Source organism: Micromonospora sp. NPDC051296 (assembly GCF_040682255.1).
Taxonomy (GTDB): Bacteria; Actinomycetota; Actinomycetes; order Mycobacteriales; family Micromonosporaceae; genus Micromonospora; species Micromonospora craterilacus.
Genome location: NZ_JBFBAO010000140.1, coordinates 1 through 15,671, shown reverse-complemented (window position 1 = coordinate 15,671; position 15,671 = coordinate 1). Strand labels below are relative to the sequence as shown.

Here is a 15,671-nt window from a genome sequence, read left to right as displayed (position 1 = left end):
TGAGCGAGCGGCGCAGCCCCGCCGCGTCCAGCCCATGCCAGCGGGTGTGGTCCTCGGCCGAGCCGTAGCGGCGCAACTCCTCCCGCCCGACCCCCAGCGCGAGCAACCGGTGCGGCCGGTCCGCCAGCGCCGCCGAGACCAGCCGGGCCGAGGTGCCCGCCAGGTAGGGCTCGACCAGGATCACCTCGGTGCCGGCGAGCGCCCGCAGTCCGGCGTTGTCGAACGGGCGCGGTCGATGGGTGTACGCCACGGTCACCGGCAGGTCCGCGACCGCCGCGAGGGCCGCGTCCAGCAGCGGGCCGACCGCGACCAGCAGCGGCGCGTCCACCCCGGCGTCCCGCATCACCACCAGCGCCCCGTCACCGGCGTGCGGCCGCTCGTTGTGCGCCGTCGACAGCCGCAGGTACGCCGAGGTGTCCGCGGCCACTGCGGTGCGCAGCAGGCCGGGCACCTCGGCCGGGTGACCCGGCACGTGCACGGTCCAACCGGCCAGGGTGTCGAGCAGCGCGACGTCGGCCGGGCTGAGATGGGTTCGCCCGGCCGCCGCCCGGTCGTACGAAGCGCCGACGCTGACCAGCACCGCGTTCACCCCCTGGTGGTCGAGGTCGAGCTTGACCTGCTCGTACGCCCGCTCGACGAGGAACGGCGCGTAACTGTGCACGATCGGCCGTAACCCGGTCAGTGCCAGCCCGCCGGCCACGCCGAGCATCAACTGCTCCCGGATGCCGACGTTGAGCACCCGGTCCGGGTGCCGCTTCGCGGCCGGGGCGAACGCGGCGGCGGAGATGTCGGCGAGCACCAGCGCGGTACGCGGATCCTCGGCCAGCAGCGTCGTGGTGGCGTCGACGAAGCTCTCCCTCATGGCTGCTCCCCGCTCTCGACGACCGCGACGACGAGGTGCGGCCGGTGGCCGTGGTGCCCGGTCAGGGCGGTGTGCAGGGCGGCGTGGTCCCGCCCGTCGACCGTGGCGGCGGTCCACCCGTTCACCGTGAACCGGTTGGCCACCCCGCCCGGCCAGCCGTGCGTGGCGGAGGAGTTGTCGACCACGATGGCGGTCAGGTTCCCCAGACCGGCCGCGCCGGCGTACGCGATGGCCTCGTGGTTCGAGCCCTCGTCCAGCTCGGCGTCGCCGAGGAGGACGTACACCCGGGGTTCGATCAGGCCCTGGGCGCGCAACCCGAGCGCGCTGCCGACGGCCAGGCCCAGGCCGTGCCCGAGCGAGCCGGAGCCGATCTCCACCCCGGGCACCAGCGTCCGGTCCGGGTGGTCGCCGAGCCGGCTCTCCGGCCCGCCCTGGTCGTCCAACCAGTCGGGCGGGACGAATCCCTTCGCGGCGAGCACCGCGTAGTAGCCGGCGACCGCGTGCCCCTTGGAGAGCAGGAACCGGTCCCGGTCGGGGTGGTCGGCGGTCGCAGGAGTGACCCGCAGGATCCGGTCGTAGAGCACCCAGAGCACGTCGACGGTCGAATAGACGTTCGGGCCGAACTCCCGACCGGCGCGGACCCGCTCCAGCAGCGGGGCGACCGGGAGCCGGCCGTCCAGGGGCGCGGCGGCCTCGGCGATCCGGGCCGTGGTGGTGGCGAGTGTCGTCATGCGGATAGCCTGCAAGTTAAAGCGAGGTTCAACTCAAGGCGATGTGATGCAGGAAGCGCTCACCATAGGTCAACTCGCCGCCCGCAGCGGGGTGGCGCAGTCTGCGCTGCGCTACTACGAGCGGCTGGGGCTGATCCGAGCCGACCGCACCGGCGGCAACCAGCGCCGGTACCACCGCGGCGAGTTGCGGCGGGTGGCGTTCATCCGGATCGCGCAGCAGGTCGGCATCTCGCTGGACGAGATCCGGACCGCGCTGGATTCGCTGCCCGCCTCGCGTACGCCCACCGCCGAGGACTGGGCGCGGCTCTCCACCGCCTGGCGGGAACGGCTGGAAGAGAAGATCAGACTGATGACCCGGCTCCGCGACGACCTCGACGGCTGCATCGGCTGCGGCTGCCTCTCGCTGCGCCGCTGCGCCCTCTACAACCCCGACGACGAACTGGCCGGCGAGGGACCCGGCGCGCGGCTCACCCTGCCCCGCTGAGGCTCACCCGACGGTGAGCAGCACCTTGCCGACGTGCTCGTTCGACTCGACCAGCCGGTGCGCGTCGGCCGCCTCGGTGATCGGCAGTCGCCGATCGACGACCGGGCGGACCTGGCCCGCCTCGACCAGCGGCCAGACCTGCTCGCGTACCCCCCGTACGATCGCGGCCTTCTGGTCGAGCGGACGGGAACGCAGCGCGGTCGCCGCGACCGTGCCGCGCTTGGCCAGCAGCGCGCCGAGGTCCAGCTCGCCATTGCGCCCGCCCTGCATGCCGATCACCACGAGCCGCCCGTCGGCGGCCAGGGCGGCGACGTTACGGCCCAGGTACGACGCGCCCATGATGTCGAGGACGACGTCCGCGCCCCGGCCGTCGGTGAGCTTGCGGACCTCCTCGACGAAATCCTGTTCCCGGTAGTCGACCAGGTGCCCGGCGCCCAACCCGCGCAGCCGGTCGTGCTTCGCCGCCCGCGCGGTCGCCACCACGGTCGCGCCGAGCGCGGTGCCGAGTTGGACCGCGAACGTGCCGATCCCGCTGCCGCCGCCGTGCACCAGCAGCGTCTCGCCCGCCGACAGGCGGGCCAGCTGGACCACGTTCGACCAGACCGTGCACGCCACCTCGGGCAACGCGGCTGCGTCGACCAGGTCGACCCCGGCCGGCACCGGCAGCAACTGCCCGGCCGGCACGGCCACCCGCTCGGCGTACCCGCCGCCGGCCAGCAGCGCGCAGACCTCGTCACCCACCCGCCAGCCGGTGACGTCGGGACCGGTCGCGCTCACCACACCCGAGCACTCCAACCCCGGGTACGCGGGCACGCCCGGCGGCGGCGGGTAGTGCCCCTGCCGTTGCAGCAGGTCGGCCCGGTTGACCGCAGTGGCCCGCACGTCGACGATCACCTCGCCGGGGCCGGGCTGCGGGTCGCGCACCTCACTCCAGGTCAGCACGTCGGGTCCGCCGGGCTCCGGGATCGTGATCGCGCGCATGGCCCAGTCATACCCGATCCGCCGACCGGTTGACGCACCGGCGGCGAAACGCTCGCCGATCCGGCCGCACCTTGCTCAAGATCACGATCGATCGGGGATCGAATGACCTCTGTCGGCCTCCGAGAGCGCTCGATCCCGGATCGAGCGCTCAGGACGCCACTGTGGAACCTGCTGGCCTTGCTACCGGCCCAGGCGTTCGCGGATACACCACGGAGGGTGAGTGATCATGGCGGATCGGGTAGCTCGCTCGTTCCCCGGTTCGCCGGGCGTGGCAGACTAAGCACGGCCGCGCGTTGCGTGGCCCCGGGAGGGTTCGCCTAGTGGCCGATGGCGCTGGTCTTGAAAACCGGTAAGGCAGCGATGTCTTCGTGGGTTCGAATCCCACACCCTCCGCTTCACCGCTGCGGCGGGTGTTCCCGCTGGTCCTCGCGGATCTTCTGCTCGGCGAGTCGCTCCACCGCCCGGCGTCGCTCGTCGCGCGGCGCCTGCGTGTCGCGTCGGCGGACGGCCTCGACCAGTGTGGTGAGGAAGTCGCGCCAGATTCCGGCCAAGAAACTCCTTCAGTCGACGTTGCAGGGTGACAACCCGGGTGAGGGGCTCTCGGTTACGGGCGGACACGGCACCGGGTTTTCTCGAATGCCGCCGCTTCTCAGGGTATGAAAGGTGCGCAGAACACCACTTCCACCGGAAGGACCTGTGTCGATGACCCTGGAACGACCGATCGCCCCGGATCCGTACGAGCTGCTGCCGACCGTCGCCTCGTTCGCCTTGACCAGCGACGACGTGCAGAACGGCGAGCCGATGGACCCGGCCCACGCGCATGGCAGCACCGGCGGCGGTAACGTCTCGCCGCACCTGGCCTGGTCGGGTTTTCCGGCGGAGACCAAGGGCTTCGTGGTGACCTGCTTCGACCCGGACGCGCCCACCGGCAGCGGGTTCTGGCACTGGGTGCTGGTCAACCTGCCGGCCGGGGTGACGGAGTTGCCGCGCGGCGCGTCCGGCGACGACCTGGGCGGCGCGTTCACCGTGCGGAACGACTACGGCGAGCAGGGCTACGGCGGTGCCGCGCCGCCGCCCGGTGACCGTCCGCACCGGTACGTCTTCGCGGTGCACGCCCTAGACGTGGAGAGCCTCGACCTCACCCCCGACGCCACCCCCGCCTACGTCGGCTTCAACCTCACCTTCCACACCCTCGCCCGAGCCACCATCCGCCCCACCTACCAAACCACCGCCTGACCCACCCGCCCCCCTGCACTGGCCCCGGCCTGATTGATCATGAAGTTAGCGGGCGCTTCGATCTTCAAAAGTCCCGCCAACTTCATGATCATCGGGGTGGGTCGGCGCAGGGGGTCGGGGTGGGTCGGCGCAGGGGGGCGGGGTGGGTCGGCGCAGGGGGTCGGGGTGCGTTGGGGGCCGGGTTGGGTCGGGTGGGCCGAGGGGGTTAGGCGGGGGTGCGGGCTACGGCGAAGACGGACTGGCCGAATGGGGGGCGGGCGAGTTGCTCGGCGGCCTTGGTGGCGGGGAGGACCAGGGTGTCGTAGACCTTCACCATCGGGCCCTCCTTCGGCATCAGCCGGAAGACCTTGGTGGCCATGAAGTAGCCGATCAGGCCGAGCGCGTTCGCGTAGTGGATCTTCTCCACCCGCAGGCCCGCCTCGGTCATCGCCGCAGAGAGGGTCTTCTTCGTGTAGCGGCGTACGTGGCCGGTGGCGATGTCGGCCGGGCTCATCGCGAACTGGAACGCCGGCACGATGATGATCACGGCTCCGCCGGGCCGGACGAGGTCGCCCATGCTGCGGAGCGCGCCGACGTGGTCCTCGATGTGCTCCAGCACGTTGTACGACACCGCGGCGCTGTAGTCGCCCCGCTCGGAGTTCGGCAGCAGCATCTGGCGGACCTCGATGGCCGGCCGATCGGCGAGGCGTTCCTTGAGCGCGACCAGGCGGTCCGGGTCAGCCTCGGTGGCGGTGAACCGGGGAAAGTGCTCGGCCCACTCCAGGGCGTAGTCGCCGAGGCCGCTGCCGATCTCGATCGGGTTGTCGCCGAGGTACGGTACGGCCAGCTCGACGAACCAACGCCGGTGGTTGACCGCTGTGGCGAGGCCCTCCAGAACCTCGGACTGCACGCGCTGATCCCCAGTGATTTCTGCCATGCGTCGATTCCTCACGATACGACTCGACCGCGCCAGGACCGCCTGAGTGAACCATCCGCTCGGGGGGCGGAAATATCGGGGCCTGGGATGGCCGAATTGGTCGGGGCTAGGTGCACGATCGGTGGTGGTCAGCGAACCTGGAGGATGTTACGCGAGTACCCCGAACCGTGCACGGTGGCCCGATAGGCCGACTACGCTCCGAATTGTTATGGGTACTCCTGAATCGGACCGCCCTGTCGAGGAGTCCGGGGCGGGAGAGCCGGCGGGGCGGCGGGTGCGCGACGGTCATCGTCCCAGGTCAGGGCGTTGGCGGGATGTCGCCGCCGTGGTGAGCTTCGTGCTGCTGGGCTTCTGGGTGACGGCGCGGATGTGGTGGAACCCGGCGGACGGCATTCGGGACAACAAGACAGATATGGCGCAATTCGAGTGGATGATGGCCCACGGTGCCCGGGTCGTGACCGAATTTGCCTATCCGTTCTCGTCCGACCGGATGAACGTGCCGGAGTCCGTCAACTTGATGGCGAATACATCCGTTCTATCCGTTTCGCTGCCAATGACGCCGATCACCGTCCTGCTCGGCACCCGTACCGCGTTCCTGGTCTTCCTCACCTTCGGGATGATCGCCACGGCGACCGCCTGGTACTTCGTGCTGTCCCGGGTGCTCGTCGGCTCTCGCGGGCCGGCCTGGCTGGGCGCGACGTTCTGCGCGTACGCGCCGGCGATGGTCTCGCATGCCAACGCACATCCGAACATCGTGTCGCAGTTCGTGGTGCCACTGATCATCTGGCGCACCGTGCGGCTTGCCGAGCCCGGCCGCTGGCTGCGCAACGGTGTCCTGCTCGCACTGGTGATCGTCTGGCAGGCCTTCCTGAACCTGGAGATCCTGCTGATGACCGCGATAGGTCTCGGCGTGGTGATCGTCGCGCTGGTGATCGGCCGGCCCGAGTTGCGTGGGCGGGCCCGTCCGTTCCTCGCCGGGATCGGCGTGGCCACCGCGATCTCCGCCGTGCTGCTGGCCTACCCGTTGTACGTCCAGTTCTTCGGTCCCGGCGCCTACAGCGGGCTGTCCTGGCTGATCCGGGGCTACTCCACCGACCTGGCCTCGTTCTTCACCTACTCCCGCGAATCGCTGGCCGGTGACGCACGCAGCGCCACCGGCCTGGCCAAGAACCCCACTGAGGAGAACGCCTTCTTCGGCTGGCCACTGGTGATCCTGGTGGCGGCGCTGGTGTGGTGGCTACGCCGCAACGTGGTGGTGCTCGGACTGGCCGTGCTCGGACTGCTCTTCGCGGTGCTCTCGCTCGGCCGGGAGATCCGTTTCAACCGTCGGGGCACCGGCATCCCGGGGCCATGGGCGGTGCTGGAGGACCTACCGGTGCTGCACTCGGTGGTGCCGACCCGCTGGGCGCTGGCCATCACCCCGATCATCGGGCTGCTGCTCGCGTACGGCGCCGAACGGGTCCGGGAGCTGGCCGCCCGCTACCCGGACCGGCGGTCGCAGATCCGCTTCGGCACGGTGACCGTGCTGGCGATGGCGCTGGTGCCGGTGGTGCCTACGCCGTTGCCGACCAAACGCCTCGAACCGACCCCCGAGTTCGTCACCTCCAGGGCGTGGCGCTCCTACCTCGCCGGCGGGCGCAGCGTGGTGACCCTGCCGCTGCCTGACACCGAGTACGCCGAACCGCTGCGCTGGTCCGCGCAGACCCGGACAGAGATGCCGATCGCCCGCGGGTACTTCCTCGGCCCGGACACCCGACCCGGTGAGGGGCGGGTCGCCCTGTTCACCGCGCCGCCCCGCCCGACCAGCAGCTTCTTCGCCACCATCCGCCGCACCGGCGAGGTGCCGCCGGTCACCGCCCAGACCCGACAAGACGCGGTGCAGGACCTGCGCTACTGGCGCGCCGGCGTGGTGATCCTCGGGCCGCACGAGCGCGCCGACGCGCTGCGGCAAGGGATGACCGAGCTGACCGGGATCGAGCCCACGTACACCGGTGGCGTGTGGCTGTGGGACGTGCGACCGCTGACCGGCTGATCAGCTCGGCGCCGACGCGCGGTCAGGCGGAGCGGATGCAGCAGCCCTGGCACACCTTCGGCTTGGGCAGGGTGAACGCCAGGCAGCAGGTCCGCCGCTGCACCGTCGGTTCCCCGCTCGGGCCGGGCACCAGTTCCACCAGGTCGGCCAGGTCGAGCGTGGCGAGCAGCGTGTCGACCGCCTCGACCGCCGAGCCGGGGAGCCCGTCGGCGGCCCGCAGCAGCCCGTGGGCGATGCCGGAGGCCACCGAACCGAGCAGGGTGCGGGTGCCGATGCGTACCTCGCCCTGGATCGCGGCGATCATCGGGGAGAGGTGCGCGTCCAGCAGCGTGGCGCGCAGCGCCGCGAGGAGTTGCCGGTCGTCGGCCACCACCCGGACCTCGGGCCGGCCGGTGAGCGCCAGTGGGTCGTTGGGCAGGACCGCGACCGGAGTCGACTGGCGCAGGCCCAGGGTCACCAGGGCGCGCTGGTCCGCGAAGTGGATGAGCGTCGCCGACGGGTCGAGCAGCGGCACGCGCCGGGCGGCGGCCCAACCGAGCACCACCGGCAGCGCCGTCCAGTAGCAGTACGACTTCCAGGCCAGCGCGGCGGAGGCGTGCGGGGTGCCGCCCCAGAGGCGGACGGCCGAGTCGAGCAACTCCGGCAGCCGCGCGCCGTCGATCAGGGCCGTCGCCGGGGCCCAGCCGGCCTCGTCGGCGACCACCAGTCCCGGTGCCAGCCCGGGCAGGTCGTCGGTGCCGAACATGGCCCGCAGGGTCGCGGTGACCGGGGCGAACGGCTCGGCAGGGGCGTGGTGGACGGGCAGCACGGTTGTCACCTGCGCCACCCCCCCGTCCGAGACCTCTGCGACCAAGCTAAGGCTAGCCTAACCACACCTCTCGGCGACGGGGAACCCTCGGTCGGGTGGAAAGCGAGAGGCCCGGGTCACTCCTGCGGTGGCGATTACCCAGGGTGCGCGTCCGGAAACTCGGGGCAGTATCGACAGAAATCGCCCATCGGTCAAGCCTCCTGTCGAGAAGATGCCAGTTCTGTGCGCGTACGGCGACTCAACGTGAAACTTGGTGCAACCGGCCACGAGGAAGCTGATGACGACCTCACCGCTCGATCGGGCTGCCGACTCCTTCGCCGCCGAACTCGCACGGCATCGGACGGAGCGGGGGCTGTCCAAGAAACAGCTAGCCAACCTGATGGGGTTCGACCCGTCGTACGTCAGCCACGTCGAGGGGCGGCGACACCGACCCACCGAGGACTTCGCGCGTCGGGCCGAGGCCGTCCTGGAGGCCAGCGGCGCGATCTGGCAGCGCTTCCGGGAGTACGACGACCTCCGTCACACCCGCACCGAGCGCAATCACCGGGAGGCCAGCCTCCCCGGCCAGTGGATGCCGCCCGGCACCGGCCTGATCGTCGAACGTGAGACGGCCAATCTCACCCACACCGAGGACGCGTACCGCTGCGTCATCCGCCGCGAGCTGTACAACGCCGGCACCGACCCGGTCACCCGCTACCTGGTCCGGGTCGCCGTGGACCGCTACCCCAGCGATCCGGGGCGCTCCAACCGGCACCACCGGGAACACCCGCTCAGCTTCGCCGAGCTGCAACTGCGGGCGTACCGGGAGGAAGCCGACGAGCGCGAGGCCATGCACTGGCGGGCCAAGCACGACCGGGACGCGTTCAAGGAGATCTGGCTGCTCTTCGAGAACTCCGAGCGGCGGTTTCCGCTCTACCCCGGCCGCCGCGCCACCATCGAGTACGCATACACCGTCGGGCAGGACAAGTGGGGCCCCTGGTTCCAGCGCGCGGTCCGCGTACCGACCCGGCATCTCGCCGTACGGCTGGACCTGCCGGCGGCGCTCGACCCGCAGGTGTGGGGCGCGGAGACCTCGCTCTCGGCGGAGGAGGGCCCGCTGCGCACGGCGGTCGTCCGGCGTGACCAGGGCGATCGGGTGATCTTCGACTGGGCGACCGACGACCCGCCGCTCAACGCCCGGTACCGGATGCAGTGGCGCTTCCGCGCCCAGTCGGAACCCGAGCCGGAGGGCGGCCGGGTCCGGCCGTCCGACCGGATGCGTGGGCTCGGCATCGTCCAGCGCGGCGCCGACCTGCTGCGGCAGCCGGCCCGCCCGTTCGACCTGCCGCGCGAGGAACAGGCCGCCCGGGAGACCGTCGACCGGCTGGTCACCGCGCTGGCTCGGCTGGACGAACTGCATCCGTTCACCAAGGGGGTGGGGATCGCCGCCCCGCAGCTCGACATCGGCCGGGCCGCGGCCGTGGTCCGCCCACCCGACCGGGCGGCCGAGCCCGTGGTGCTGCTCAACCCCCGGGTGGTCGACGCCGCCCCCGACACCGACGAGCAGTACGAGGGCTGCCTCTCCTTTTTCGACCACCGGGGTCTGGTGCCGCGACCGCTGCGGCTTGACGTGGAACACGCGCAGTTCGACGGCGGTCGGGTCATCACCTCGTTCGAGTTCGGCATGGCCCGGCTGGTGGCGCACGAGATCGACCACCTGGACGGCCGGCTGTACGTCGACCGGATGGCGCCCGGGGTGCCGCTGGTGCCGATCGAGGAGTACCGGGAGTCCGGCCACCCCTGGCGGTACTGACCTCGGTGAGTCTTCTGCACGACCACGCCCGCGCCAGGTGGGAACGACGGCCGGCGCAGGTGTGGCGAGTTGTGCACGACCACGCCCGCGCCAGGTGGGAGCGCAGGTGTGGCGAGTTGTGCACGACCACGCCCGCGCCAGGTGGGAACGACGGCCGGCGCAGGCGTGGTCGTGGGGGCGGTGCCGGTCCGCCCGTTCGGGGGACCGGGGCGCGTGCCCCAGGGGGCAGGGGCACGCGCCCCGGTTCGGGGGGAGAAAAGCTCTGAAGGTTGCGCTACAGGTTGCCGAAGGTGTCGTACCGGGTGTGCTGGGGCGGGACGCCGTCCGCGGCGAGCACCCGCAGCGTGGAGCGGACCATCGCCACGGAACCGGAGACGTAGCAGTCGTGTGTCGTCCACGGGCCGTAGCGGGCCACCACGTCGGAGACGTCGCCCTGCTCGCCGTCGAAGTCCGGGTCGTCGCTGCACGCGGCGGTCACCGACAGCCACGGGTGGGCCGCGACCAGCTTCCGCAGCCCGTCGAGGCCGTAGAGGTCCGCCTCGGTCCGGGCCCCGTAGAAGACGTGCACCCAACGCGCCCGGTTGTAGCCGGCCAATTCCTCCACCAGGGCCTTGATCGGGGCCAGCCCGACACCCCCGGCGACGCAGAGGATGTCCCGCTCCGCGGAGCGGTCCAGCGTCATCGAGCCCATCGGCGCGGCCACCCGCAGCAGGTCGCCCGGCTTCACCCGGCGGACCAAAGCGCCGGAGACCCAGCCGGCACCCGGGGGCGTACGGACGTGGAACTCCAGCACGTTGTCGTCGTTCGGGGCGTTGGCCACCGAGTACGTCCGCCATACCCGGGGGTGGTGGCGGGGCACCTCGATGCTGACGTACTGGCCCGCCTTCCAGGAGAGCGGGTGTTGCAGCGCCTGGCAGGTGAAGACGGCGGTGTCCGGGCCGTACCGCTCGTGGGTCAGCACCTCGGCGTGCCAGAACGGCGGGTTGTCGTCCGCCGCCGCCCCGGCGAGCATCTTCTCGGCGATCGCCGCGTACGCGTCCCGCCACGCCTGGTCGTACTCCAGGTTCCAGCCGTCCCCGGCGGTGCTGTGCAACGCGTCGAGCAGTGCGACGCCCATGGTGTCGTAGTGGGCGGCCTCGACGTGGTACTTGCGGTGATCCCGGCCGAGGGCACGGAGAAACTCGTCGAAGCCCTCCGGGTCGTCCACGGTGTGGATCGCCGTGATGATCGCTTCGAGCAGCCGGTCGCCCTGCCCGGTCATCTGCACCGGGAAAAGCTTGCGCAGCTCGGGGTCGAGGAGAAAGAGCCGGGCGTAGAAGTGACCACTCAGCCGGACCCGATCCTGCTCGACCAGGGTCCAGCTCTCCTTCAGCAGCCGCGCGAAGTTGTCCACCGGGGGCGCTCCTTACTTCTGACGGCGGATCGGGCCCCCATAGAATGTCCACGCAGCGTGTATGAAGGTCGCACAGAATGTGCGACCGCATCGTGAGGGCCGCTCAGCGGCAGGCGGGTGTCACCAGCGCCTCCGGTCAGGCAGAGTGGTCCGGTGACCGTTGAGCTCACCCGCCCGGTGTCCCGCCGGACGCTCGGCACCGAGACGATGCTGGTGCTCGGACTCTCCCTCGGCCAGTCCGCCGTCTACGCCACGGTGTCGATCATCGCGAAGCTGACCGCAGAAGGCGGACTGTCCCGGCAGACCGCCGCGCTGAACACCTCCGCGTCGGCCCGGCCGTACCTCGATCTCACGTACCAGCTGCTCGGCATCGTGTTCGCGCTGCTGCCGGTGCTGCTCGCCGTACACCTGCTGACGCGGGACCCGGGCGACCCGGCGCGGACCCTCGGCCTGGACGCCCGGCGGCCCGGGGCCGATCTCGCCCAGGGGGCCGGGCTGGCGGCGCTGATCGGGCTGCCCGGCCTGGCGCTGTTCTGGGCGGCGGCGCAGCTCGGCATCAATGCCACGGTGGTGCCGGCCGCGCTGCCCGACCTCTGGTGGACGGTGCCGGTGCTGATCCTCGCCGCCTTCCAGAACTCCATCCTGGAGGAGGTGATCGTGGTCGGCTACCTGATGACCCGGCTGCGCCAGCTCCAGTGGCGGGTCGGCGCGATCATCGCGACCAGCGCGCTGCTGCGCGCCTCGTACCACCTCTACCAGGGCTTCGGCGCGTTCCTCGGCAACGCCGTGATGGGTGTGGTGTTCAGCCTCTTCTACCTGCGTACCCGCCGGGTGATGCCGCTGATCGTGGCACACGCCCTGCTCGACATCTTCGCCTTCGTTGGCTACAGCCTGCTGCCCAAGGAGTGGTTCGACTGGCTCTGACCTCCGCTGCCGCTGCGTTGATCAAGGGGTTTGCGTCCGCGCCGCCGGCGTGTCGTGACGCAAACTCCTTGATCAACTAGGGCATGCCTAGGCGGGCGAGGGGTGGGGCGGTCGGTAGGTGTGTGTGGCGCGGGCGGCCAGGCGCTGGGCTGCGGCTGCGTCGCCCGCTGCTGCGGCCAGCACCGCCGCGCCGGGTAGCAGCCGGGACGCCAGCCGTAGGGCCAGCCAGCCACCCGCCTGCGCGGCCAACGGGGCGGCCAGCCGCCAGGCCGCCTCGGCCGCCCTGGCCCCCGGCTGCTCGTCCGGCCCGTCCGCCACCCGGGCCGCCGCCAGCGCCGAGCGGGCGCTCGCCTCGTCCGGGTGCACCTGGGTCAGCACCAGCAGCTCGGCCGCCCGGTCCGGATGGGTCGGATCACGGTCGTACGCCGCCGCCAGGTGCAGCACCAGATTCGCCTGCGACCAGAGCACCGCGGCCAGCTCGACCACGGGCGCGAAGGCGCCGGCCAGCGCCGCGGTCGCCCCACCGATCCCGGCCTGCCGGACGAACCGCCGACTGGCCAGCCGGGCCAGGCCGTCACCACCCGCCGCCGGGTACGTCTCCCGCAACCGCCGCGCCCACTCGTCGGCGCGCGGACCAAGCGCCTCGACCGCGGTCAGGGCCAGCAACTCCGGCGCGAAGCCCGGGTGGTCGAGCACCCGCGCCACGAGCACCCGCAGCTCCGATTCGGCGGTACGGCTTGAGGAGTTCTGCCCGGTGCCGCTGCTCGCCGAATCGGTCGGCGGGGCGGAGGTGGCCTCGGTGACGGCAGTGGCGTCGCCCGCTGGCGTGGGCGTGACGTCGGCCAGTGGCGTGGGAATGGTCTCGGCCGGTGGCGTCGGGGTGGCAACGGTTGTGTTTGTGGCTTCGGCCGGTGGCTCGGGGGTGGTGGTGTCGACCGGCGGTGCCGGCACGCTGGACGCGGTGGCGGCCTGCTGCGCGGGCACGGCGGGTTTGTCGCTCGTGGCCGCGGCGGCCCTCTTCGTGGCCTTCTTCACGGCCTTCCGGGCGGGCGCCTTTGTCGGGGTTGCCTTGGCCGGGGTGGCCTCGGCGACGGTTGCCGGGTTGGTTGCCGCCTCGACCGGTGCCGCCTTCCTGGTCGCCTTCCGGACCGCCGTCTTCTTGGCCGTGGTGGCCGCTGCGGGAGTCTGACCCTGATCGGTGGTCGTTTCGGGCCCGGCGATGTCCCGCGCCGCCGCCTTCTTCGCCGGCGCTTTCCTTCCCGGAGCCTTCCTGGCCTCGGCCGATCCCCCGTCGGCTGGCGCTGCGGAGGCTGGGCCTGTGGTGGTGGGCTCTGTGGTGACCGGTCCCGACGCGTCCGGCTGGCCGGCGCGGCCCGGCCGACGTGGCGTCGGCGCTGTCTGCGCGGTCGAGGGCCCGCCCTCGACCGGCGGCGCTGCCGGCGGTGCGACCGCGAACGGCATCGGAGCGGAAGCTGCCGGCCGGGGCTGGCGGGGCAGCGGCTGCTCCGGAGCGGGCGGCGGCTGGAAGAGCACGCTCGGCGCGGCCTTCGCGCGCCGAGGCCGCGGCCCGTCGGAGTCTTCCTGCTGCCCATCCTGAACGGGCGGAGGGGGTGCCGGAGGCGGGGTGAAGGTCGCCTTCGGGGAGCGTCGACGCACTCCCTCAGCAGGTTCTCGGCGGGTCTGCTCGCTGGGCGGCTGCTCCTGCATGTCGATGGAGCGTAGTCCCGATCACGGCGGCGCACAGCGGGGGAACGCACTCCCATCGTTCCGCGAACGGCTCGTTCCGGTAGTCGCTTTGCTCCCGGCAGGCTGGGGCCTGTATCCTCGGGCGCGGTGGTCTGCGGGCCACCAGGGAGACTTCGCCTAGTCTGGTCTATGGCGCCGCACTGCTAATGCGGTTGGGGTCTTAAAGCCCCTCCCGGGTTCGAATCCCGGAGTCTCCGCGCGAAAGCCGGTGTGTAGACTGGCCGAGCACCAGCGCCCGTAGCTCAACGGATAGAGCATCTGACTACGGATCAGAAGGTTAGGGGTTCGAGTCCCTTCGGGCGCGCAAGATCGTAAGGGGTCTGACCTGGGGTTTGCGGGTCAGACCCCTTACGCTGTCCGGCCTGTTTGGTCGGTGGTGTCACACGGGTGTTATCACGCTGAGTTATCTGCTGCCGGTTTGGCTTGGTGACCTGACGGCCGGGGGACATGCCCGCCGACGTCTCCGTACGGTGCACTGCCGGCGCGAAGCACGGTAGCCTCGGGCGGGTGCGGATCATCGCGTTCCTGGCCGTCTCCATCGTCGTGCTGACCGCCGTCCTGCTGGTTTTCGTGGCCGTGACGGCCGGTGCCCGACGCCGACGCCATGCTTCGCAGATGTCCGCCCGCTGGGCGGTGCGCCATTACGCCATCCCGGGGCGTGGGCACACCGTCGTCGGGGTCGCCCTGACCGACGCGGACGGCCGGGTGCACGGTGAGCACGTGGTCGCGCGCATCCCGGACGGCGCTCAGGACTGGCAGCGCGACTTCGTCGCGGCCCGTCAGGAGGCCGAGGAGCGCGCGTTCCACCTCAACATCGACCGCCCGCCGATCGAGGGCTGAAGCCGGCCCTGCGGGTGACGAAACTGCCGCAAGCGCCTTGTGGACGTGTGGGCGCTCGGTGGGTGCTCGTACGATGCGCGTCCCTCGCGTTTTGCCCGGTCCGGCTTTGTGCGGGCTCGTCCGAGAGGTTTCCGCCGCTGCGGGGCTTGTCGACCGGTTGCCCGGAATCCGCTTCCTCGTTGCCGGACTGGACGGCGATTGTTCACCTCCCAGCACTGCCTACTGTGCGGTAGGGCCGCGATGGTGTGGGCGGCGTGCCCGCCGGACCTGGCTTGTCGGTGGACGCACGCACGTACTGACGAGTGCAAGTGGGGCGCTCGTTCACCGTGCAAGGGAGATTTGAACCGTGCCTGCCCCTCGATCGAGGCGCCATTTCAGAGGATGGGGGGCAGCCATTTCGATGGCGGTTGCCCTCTCCGCGACAGCGTTCGTTGCCCAGCCCTATGCTGCTGCGGCAGATAGCCCCTTTCCCGCGACCGACATCCCGTCGCAGATCTCGATGCTGTACGGCCCGGAGGGATCCGGGCCGGTGTCGATGCGATTCTCGTGGGTGACCGAACCTGACATCACCAAGTCGGTTTTGGAGTACGCGACCAAGGCGTCGTACGACGCAACCGGTCAGCTCGACCAGCGCGCCGAGGGCCGCTGGGAGCGGGTCGACATCAACGTGGCCACCAGCCAGCCGATCAACGGCCACAAGGTCGAGGTCGAGCGGCTGGCCCCGGGCACGGAGTACGTCTACCGGGTCGGCGACGGCGGCTCGCTGGTCAGCGAGGTCGCCTCGTTCACTACGCGTGAGGCGACAGTCGAGGAGTTCGCCTTCCACTGGTACACCGACACGCAGATGAACGACTACAAGGGCTACGTGGAGACGATGGTCCCGGCGATGGACCGGGCCTTCTCCGAGGTGCCCGACCCGGCGTTCA

Annotated in this window: 16 protein-coding genes and 3 tRNA genes; 11 read left to right on the top strand and 8 right to left on the bottom strand. The window is 71.3% G+C overall.

Annotated features, from left to right (window positions below):
• Window positions 1-862, bottom strand: an 862-nt coding sequence (locus tag AB0M52_RS16705; protein WP_363954092.1) for a transketolase, incomplete at its 3' end; no start/stop codon positions are given.
• Window positions 859-1,593 (bottom strand): transketolase, encoded by a 735-nt coding sequence (locus tag AB0M52_RS16700; RefSeq protein WP_363954090.1) that lies wholly within the window; start codon window positions 1,591-1,593, stop codon window positions 859-861. The genes AB0M52_RS16700 and AB0M52_RS16705, both read right to left, overlap by 4 nt.
• A 46-nt stretch (window positions 1,594-1,639) precedes the next feature.
• Here AB0M52_RS16700 and soxR point away from each other — a divergent pair, with 46 nt between their 5' ends.
• Entirely contained in the window at window positions 1,640-2,077 is a 438-nt protein-coding gene (gene soxR, locus AB0M52_RS16695; RefSeq protein ID WP_363954087.1) for a redox-sensitive transcriptional activator SoxR, read from the top strand.
• A 3-nt stretch (window positions 2,078-2,080) separates the two neighbouring features.
• Here the strand turns inward: soxR and AB0M52_RS16690 are convergent, their stop codons facing one another.
• Window positions 2,081-3,058, bottom strand: a complete 978-nt coding sequence (locus tag AB0M52_RS16690) for an NAD(P)H-quinone oxidoreductase (protein WP_363954085.1) — start codon at window positions 3,056-3,058, stop codon at window positions 2,081-2,083.
• 306 nt (window positions 3,059-3,364) lie between these two features.
• Between AB0M52_RS16690 and AB0M52_RS16685 the strand changes: the two genes are divergently transcribed.
• Window positions 3,365-3,451, top strand: a tRNA-Ser gene (locus AB0M52_RS16685).
• A 2-nt stretch (window positions 3,452-3,453) separates the two neighbouring features.
• On the opposite strand, the gene AB0M52_RS16680 is transcribed toward AB0M52_RS16685, so the two are convergent.
• Window positions 3,454-3,609: a hypothetical protein gene (locus AB0M52_RS16680; RefSeq protein ID WP_363954083.1), complete on the bottom strand. Its 156-nt coding sequence runs from the start codon at window positions 3,607-3,609 to the stop codon at window positions 3,454-3,456.
• 151 nt (window positions 3,610-3,760) lie between these two features.
• Between AB0M52_RS16680 and AB0M52_RS16675 the strand changes: the two genes are divergently transcribed.
• On the top strand, window positions 3,761-4,294 hold the full coding sequence (locus tag AB0M52_RS16675) for a YbhB/YbcL family Raf kinase inhibitor-like protein (protein ID WP_363954081.1): 534 nt from the start codon (window positions 3,761-3,763) through the stop codon (window positions 4,292-4,294).
• A 205-nt stretch (window positions 4,295-4,499) separates the two neighbouring features.
• Here the strand turns inward: AB0M52_RS16675 and AB0M52_RS16670 are convergent, their stop codons facing one another.
• Window positions 4,500-5,210, bottom strand: a complete 711-nt coding sequence (locus tag AB0M52_RS16670) for a class I SAM-dependent methyltransferase (RefSeq protein ID WP_363954079.1) — start codon at window positions 5,208-5,210, stop codon at window positions 4,500-4,502.
• 367 nt (window positions 5,211-5,577) lie between these two features.
• Here AB0M52_RS16670 and AB0M52_RS16665 point away from each other — a divergent pair, with 367 nt between their 5' ends.
• Window positions 5,578-7,242: a hypothetical protein gene (locus AB0M52_RS16665; protein ID WP_363954096.1), complete on the top strand. Its 1,665-nt coding sequence runs from the start codon at window positions 5,578-5,580 to the stop codon at window positions 7,240-7,242.
• Window positions 7,243-7,264: 22 nt separating this feature from the next.
• On the opposite strand, the gene AB0M52_RS16660 is transcribed toward AB0M52_RS16665, so the two are convergent.
• Window positions 7,265-8,047, bottom strand: coding sequence for a hypothetical protein (locus AB0M52_RS16660; RefSeq protein WP_363954094.1), 783 nt, complete (start codon window positions 8,045-8,047; stop codon window positions 7,265-7,267).
• A 280-nt stretch (window positions 8,048-8,327) separates the two neighbouring features.
• On the opposite strand from AB0M52_RS16660, the gene AB0M52_RS16655 reads away from it, so the two are divergent.
• Entirely contained in the window at window positions 8,328-9,842 is a 1,515-nt protein-coding gene (locus tag AB0M52_RS16655; protein ID WP_363954077.1) for a peptide deformylase, read from the top strand.
• Between the two features lie 274 nt (window positions 9,843-10,116).
• On the opposite strand, the gene AB0M52_RS16650 is transcribed toward AB0M52_RS16655, so the two are convergent.
• Complete coding sequence (locus AB0M52_RS16650) at window positions 10,117-11,235, bottom strand: globin domain-containing protein (protein ID WP_363954075.1); 1,119 nt, start codon at window positions 11,233-11,235, stop codon at window positions 10,117-10,119.
• Between the two features lie 153 nt (window positions 11,236-11,388).
• Here AB0M52_RS16650 and AB0M52_RS16645 point away from each other — a divergent pair, with 153 nt between their 5' ends.
• Window positions 11,389-12,159 carry a CPBP family intramembrane glutamic endopeptidase gene (locus AB0M52_RS16645; protein WP_363954073.1) on the top strand — a complete coding sequence of 257 codons (771 nt, stop codon included), beginning with the start codon at window positions 11,389-11,391 and terminating at the stop codon, window positions 12,157-12,159.
• Between the two features lie 87 nt (window positions 12,160-12,246).
• On the opposite strand, the gene AB0M52_RS16640 is transcribed toward AB0M52_RS16645, so the two are convergent.
• A complete protein-coding gene (locus tag AB0M52_RS16640; protein WP_363954071.1) occupies window positions 12,247-12,870 on the bottom strand; it encodes a hypothetical protein in 624 nt (207 codons plus the stop codon).
• Between the two features lie 43 nt (window positions 12,871-12,913).
• Here AB0M52_RS16640 and AB0M52_RS16635 point away from each other — a divergent pair, with 43 nt between their 5' ends.
• The 5 genes from AB0M52_RS16635 to AB0M52_RS16615 form a co-directional block, all read left to right on the top strand.
• A complete protein-coding gene (locus AB0M52_RS16635; protein WP_363954069.1) occupies window positions 12,914-13,348 on the top strand; it encodes a hypothetical protein in 435 nt (144 codons plus the stop codon).
• A 663-nt stretch (window positions 13,349-14,011) separates the two neighbouring features.
• Window positions 14,012-14,102: transfer RNA gene (locus AB0M52_RS16630), tRNA-Ser, on the top strand.
• Between the two features lie 34 nt (window positions 14,103-14,136).
• A tRNA-Arg gene (locus AB0M52_RS16625) sits at window positions 14,137-14,209 on the top strand.
• A gap of 203 nt (window positions 14,210-14,412) precedes the next feature.
• The gene (locus AB0M52_RS16620) at window positions 14,413-14,745 is read left to right on the top strand and encodes a hypothetical protein (RefSeq protein ID WP_363954067.1); all 333 of its coding nucleotides are present in this window, start codon (window positions 14,413-14,415) and stop codon (window positions 14,743-14,745) included.
• A 550-nt stretch (window positions 14,746-15,295) separates the two neighbouring features.
• A partial coding sequence (locus AB0M52_RS16615; RefSeq protein ID WP_363954065.1) for a fibronectin type III domain-containing protein occupies window positions 15,296-15,671 on the top strand: 376 nt, incomplete at its 3' end.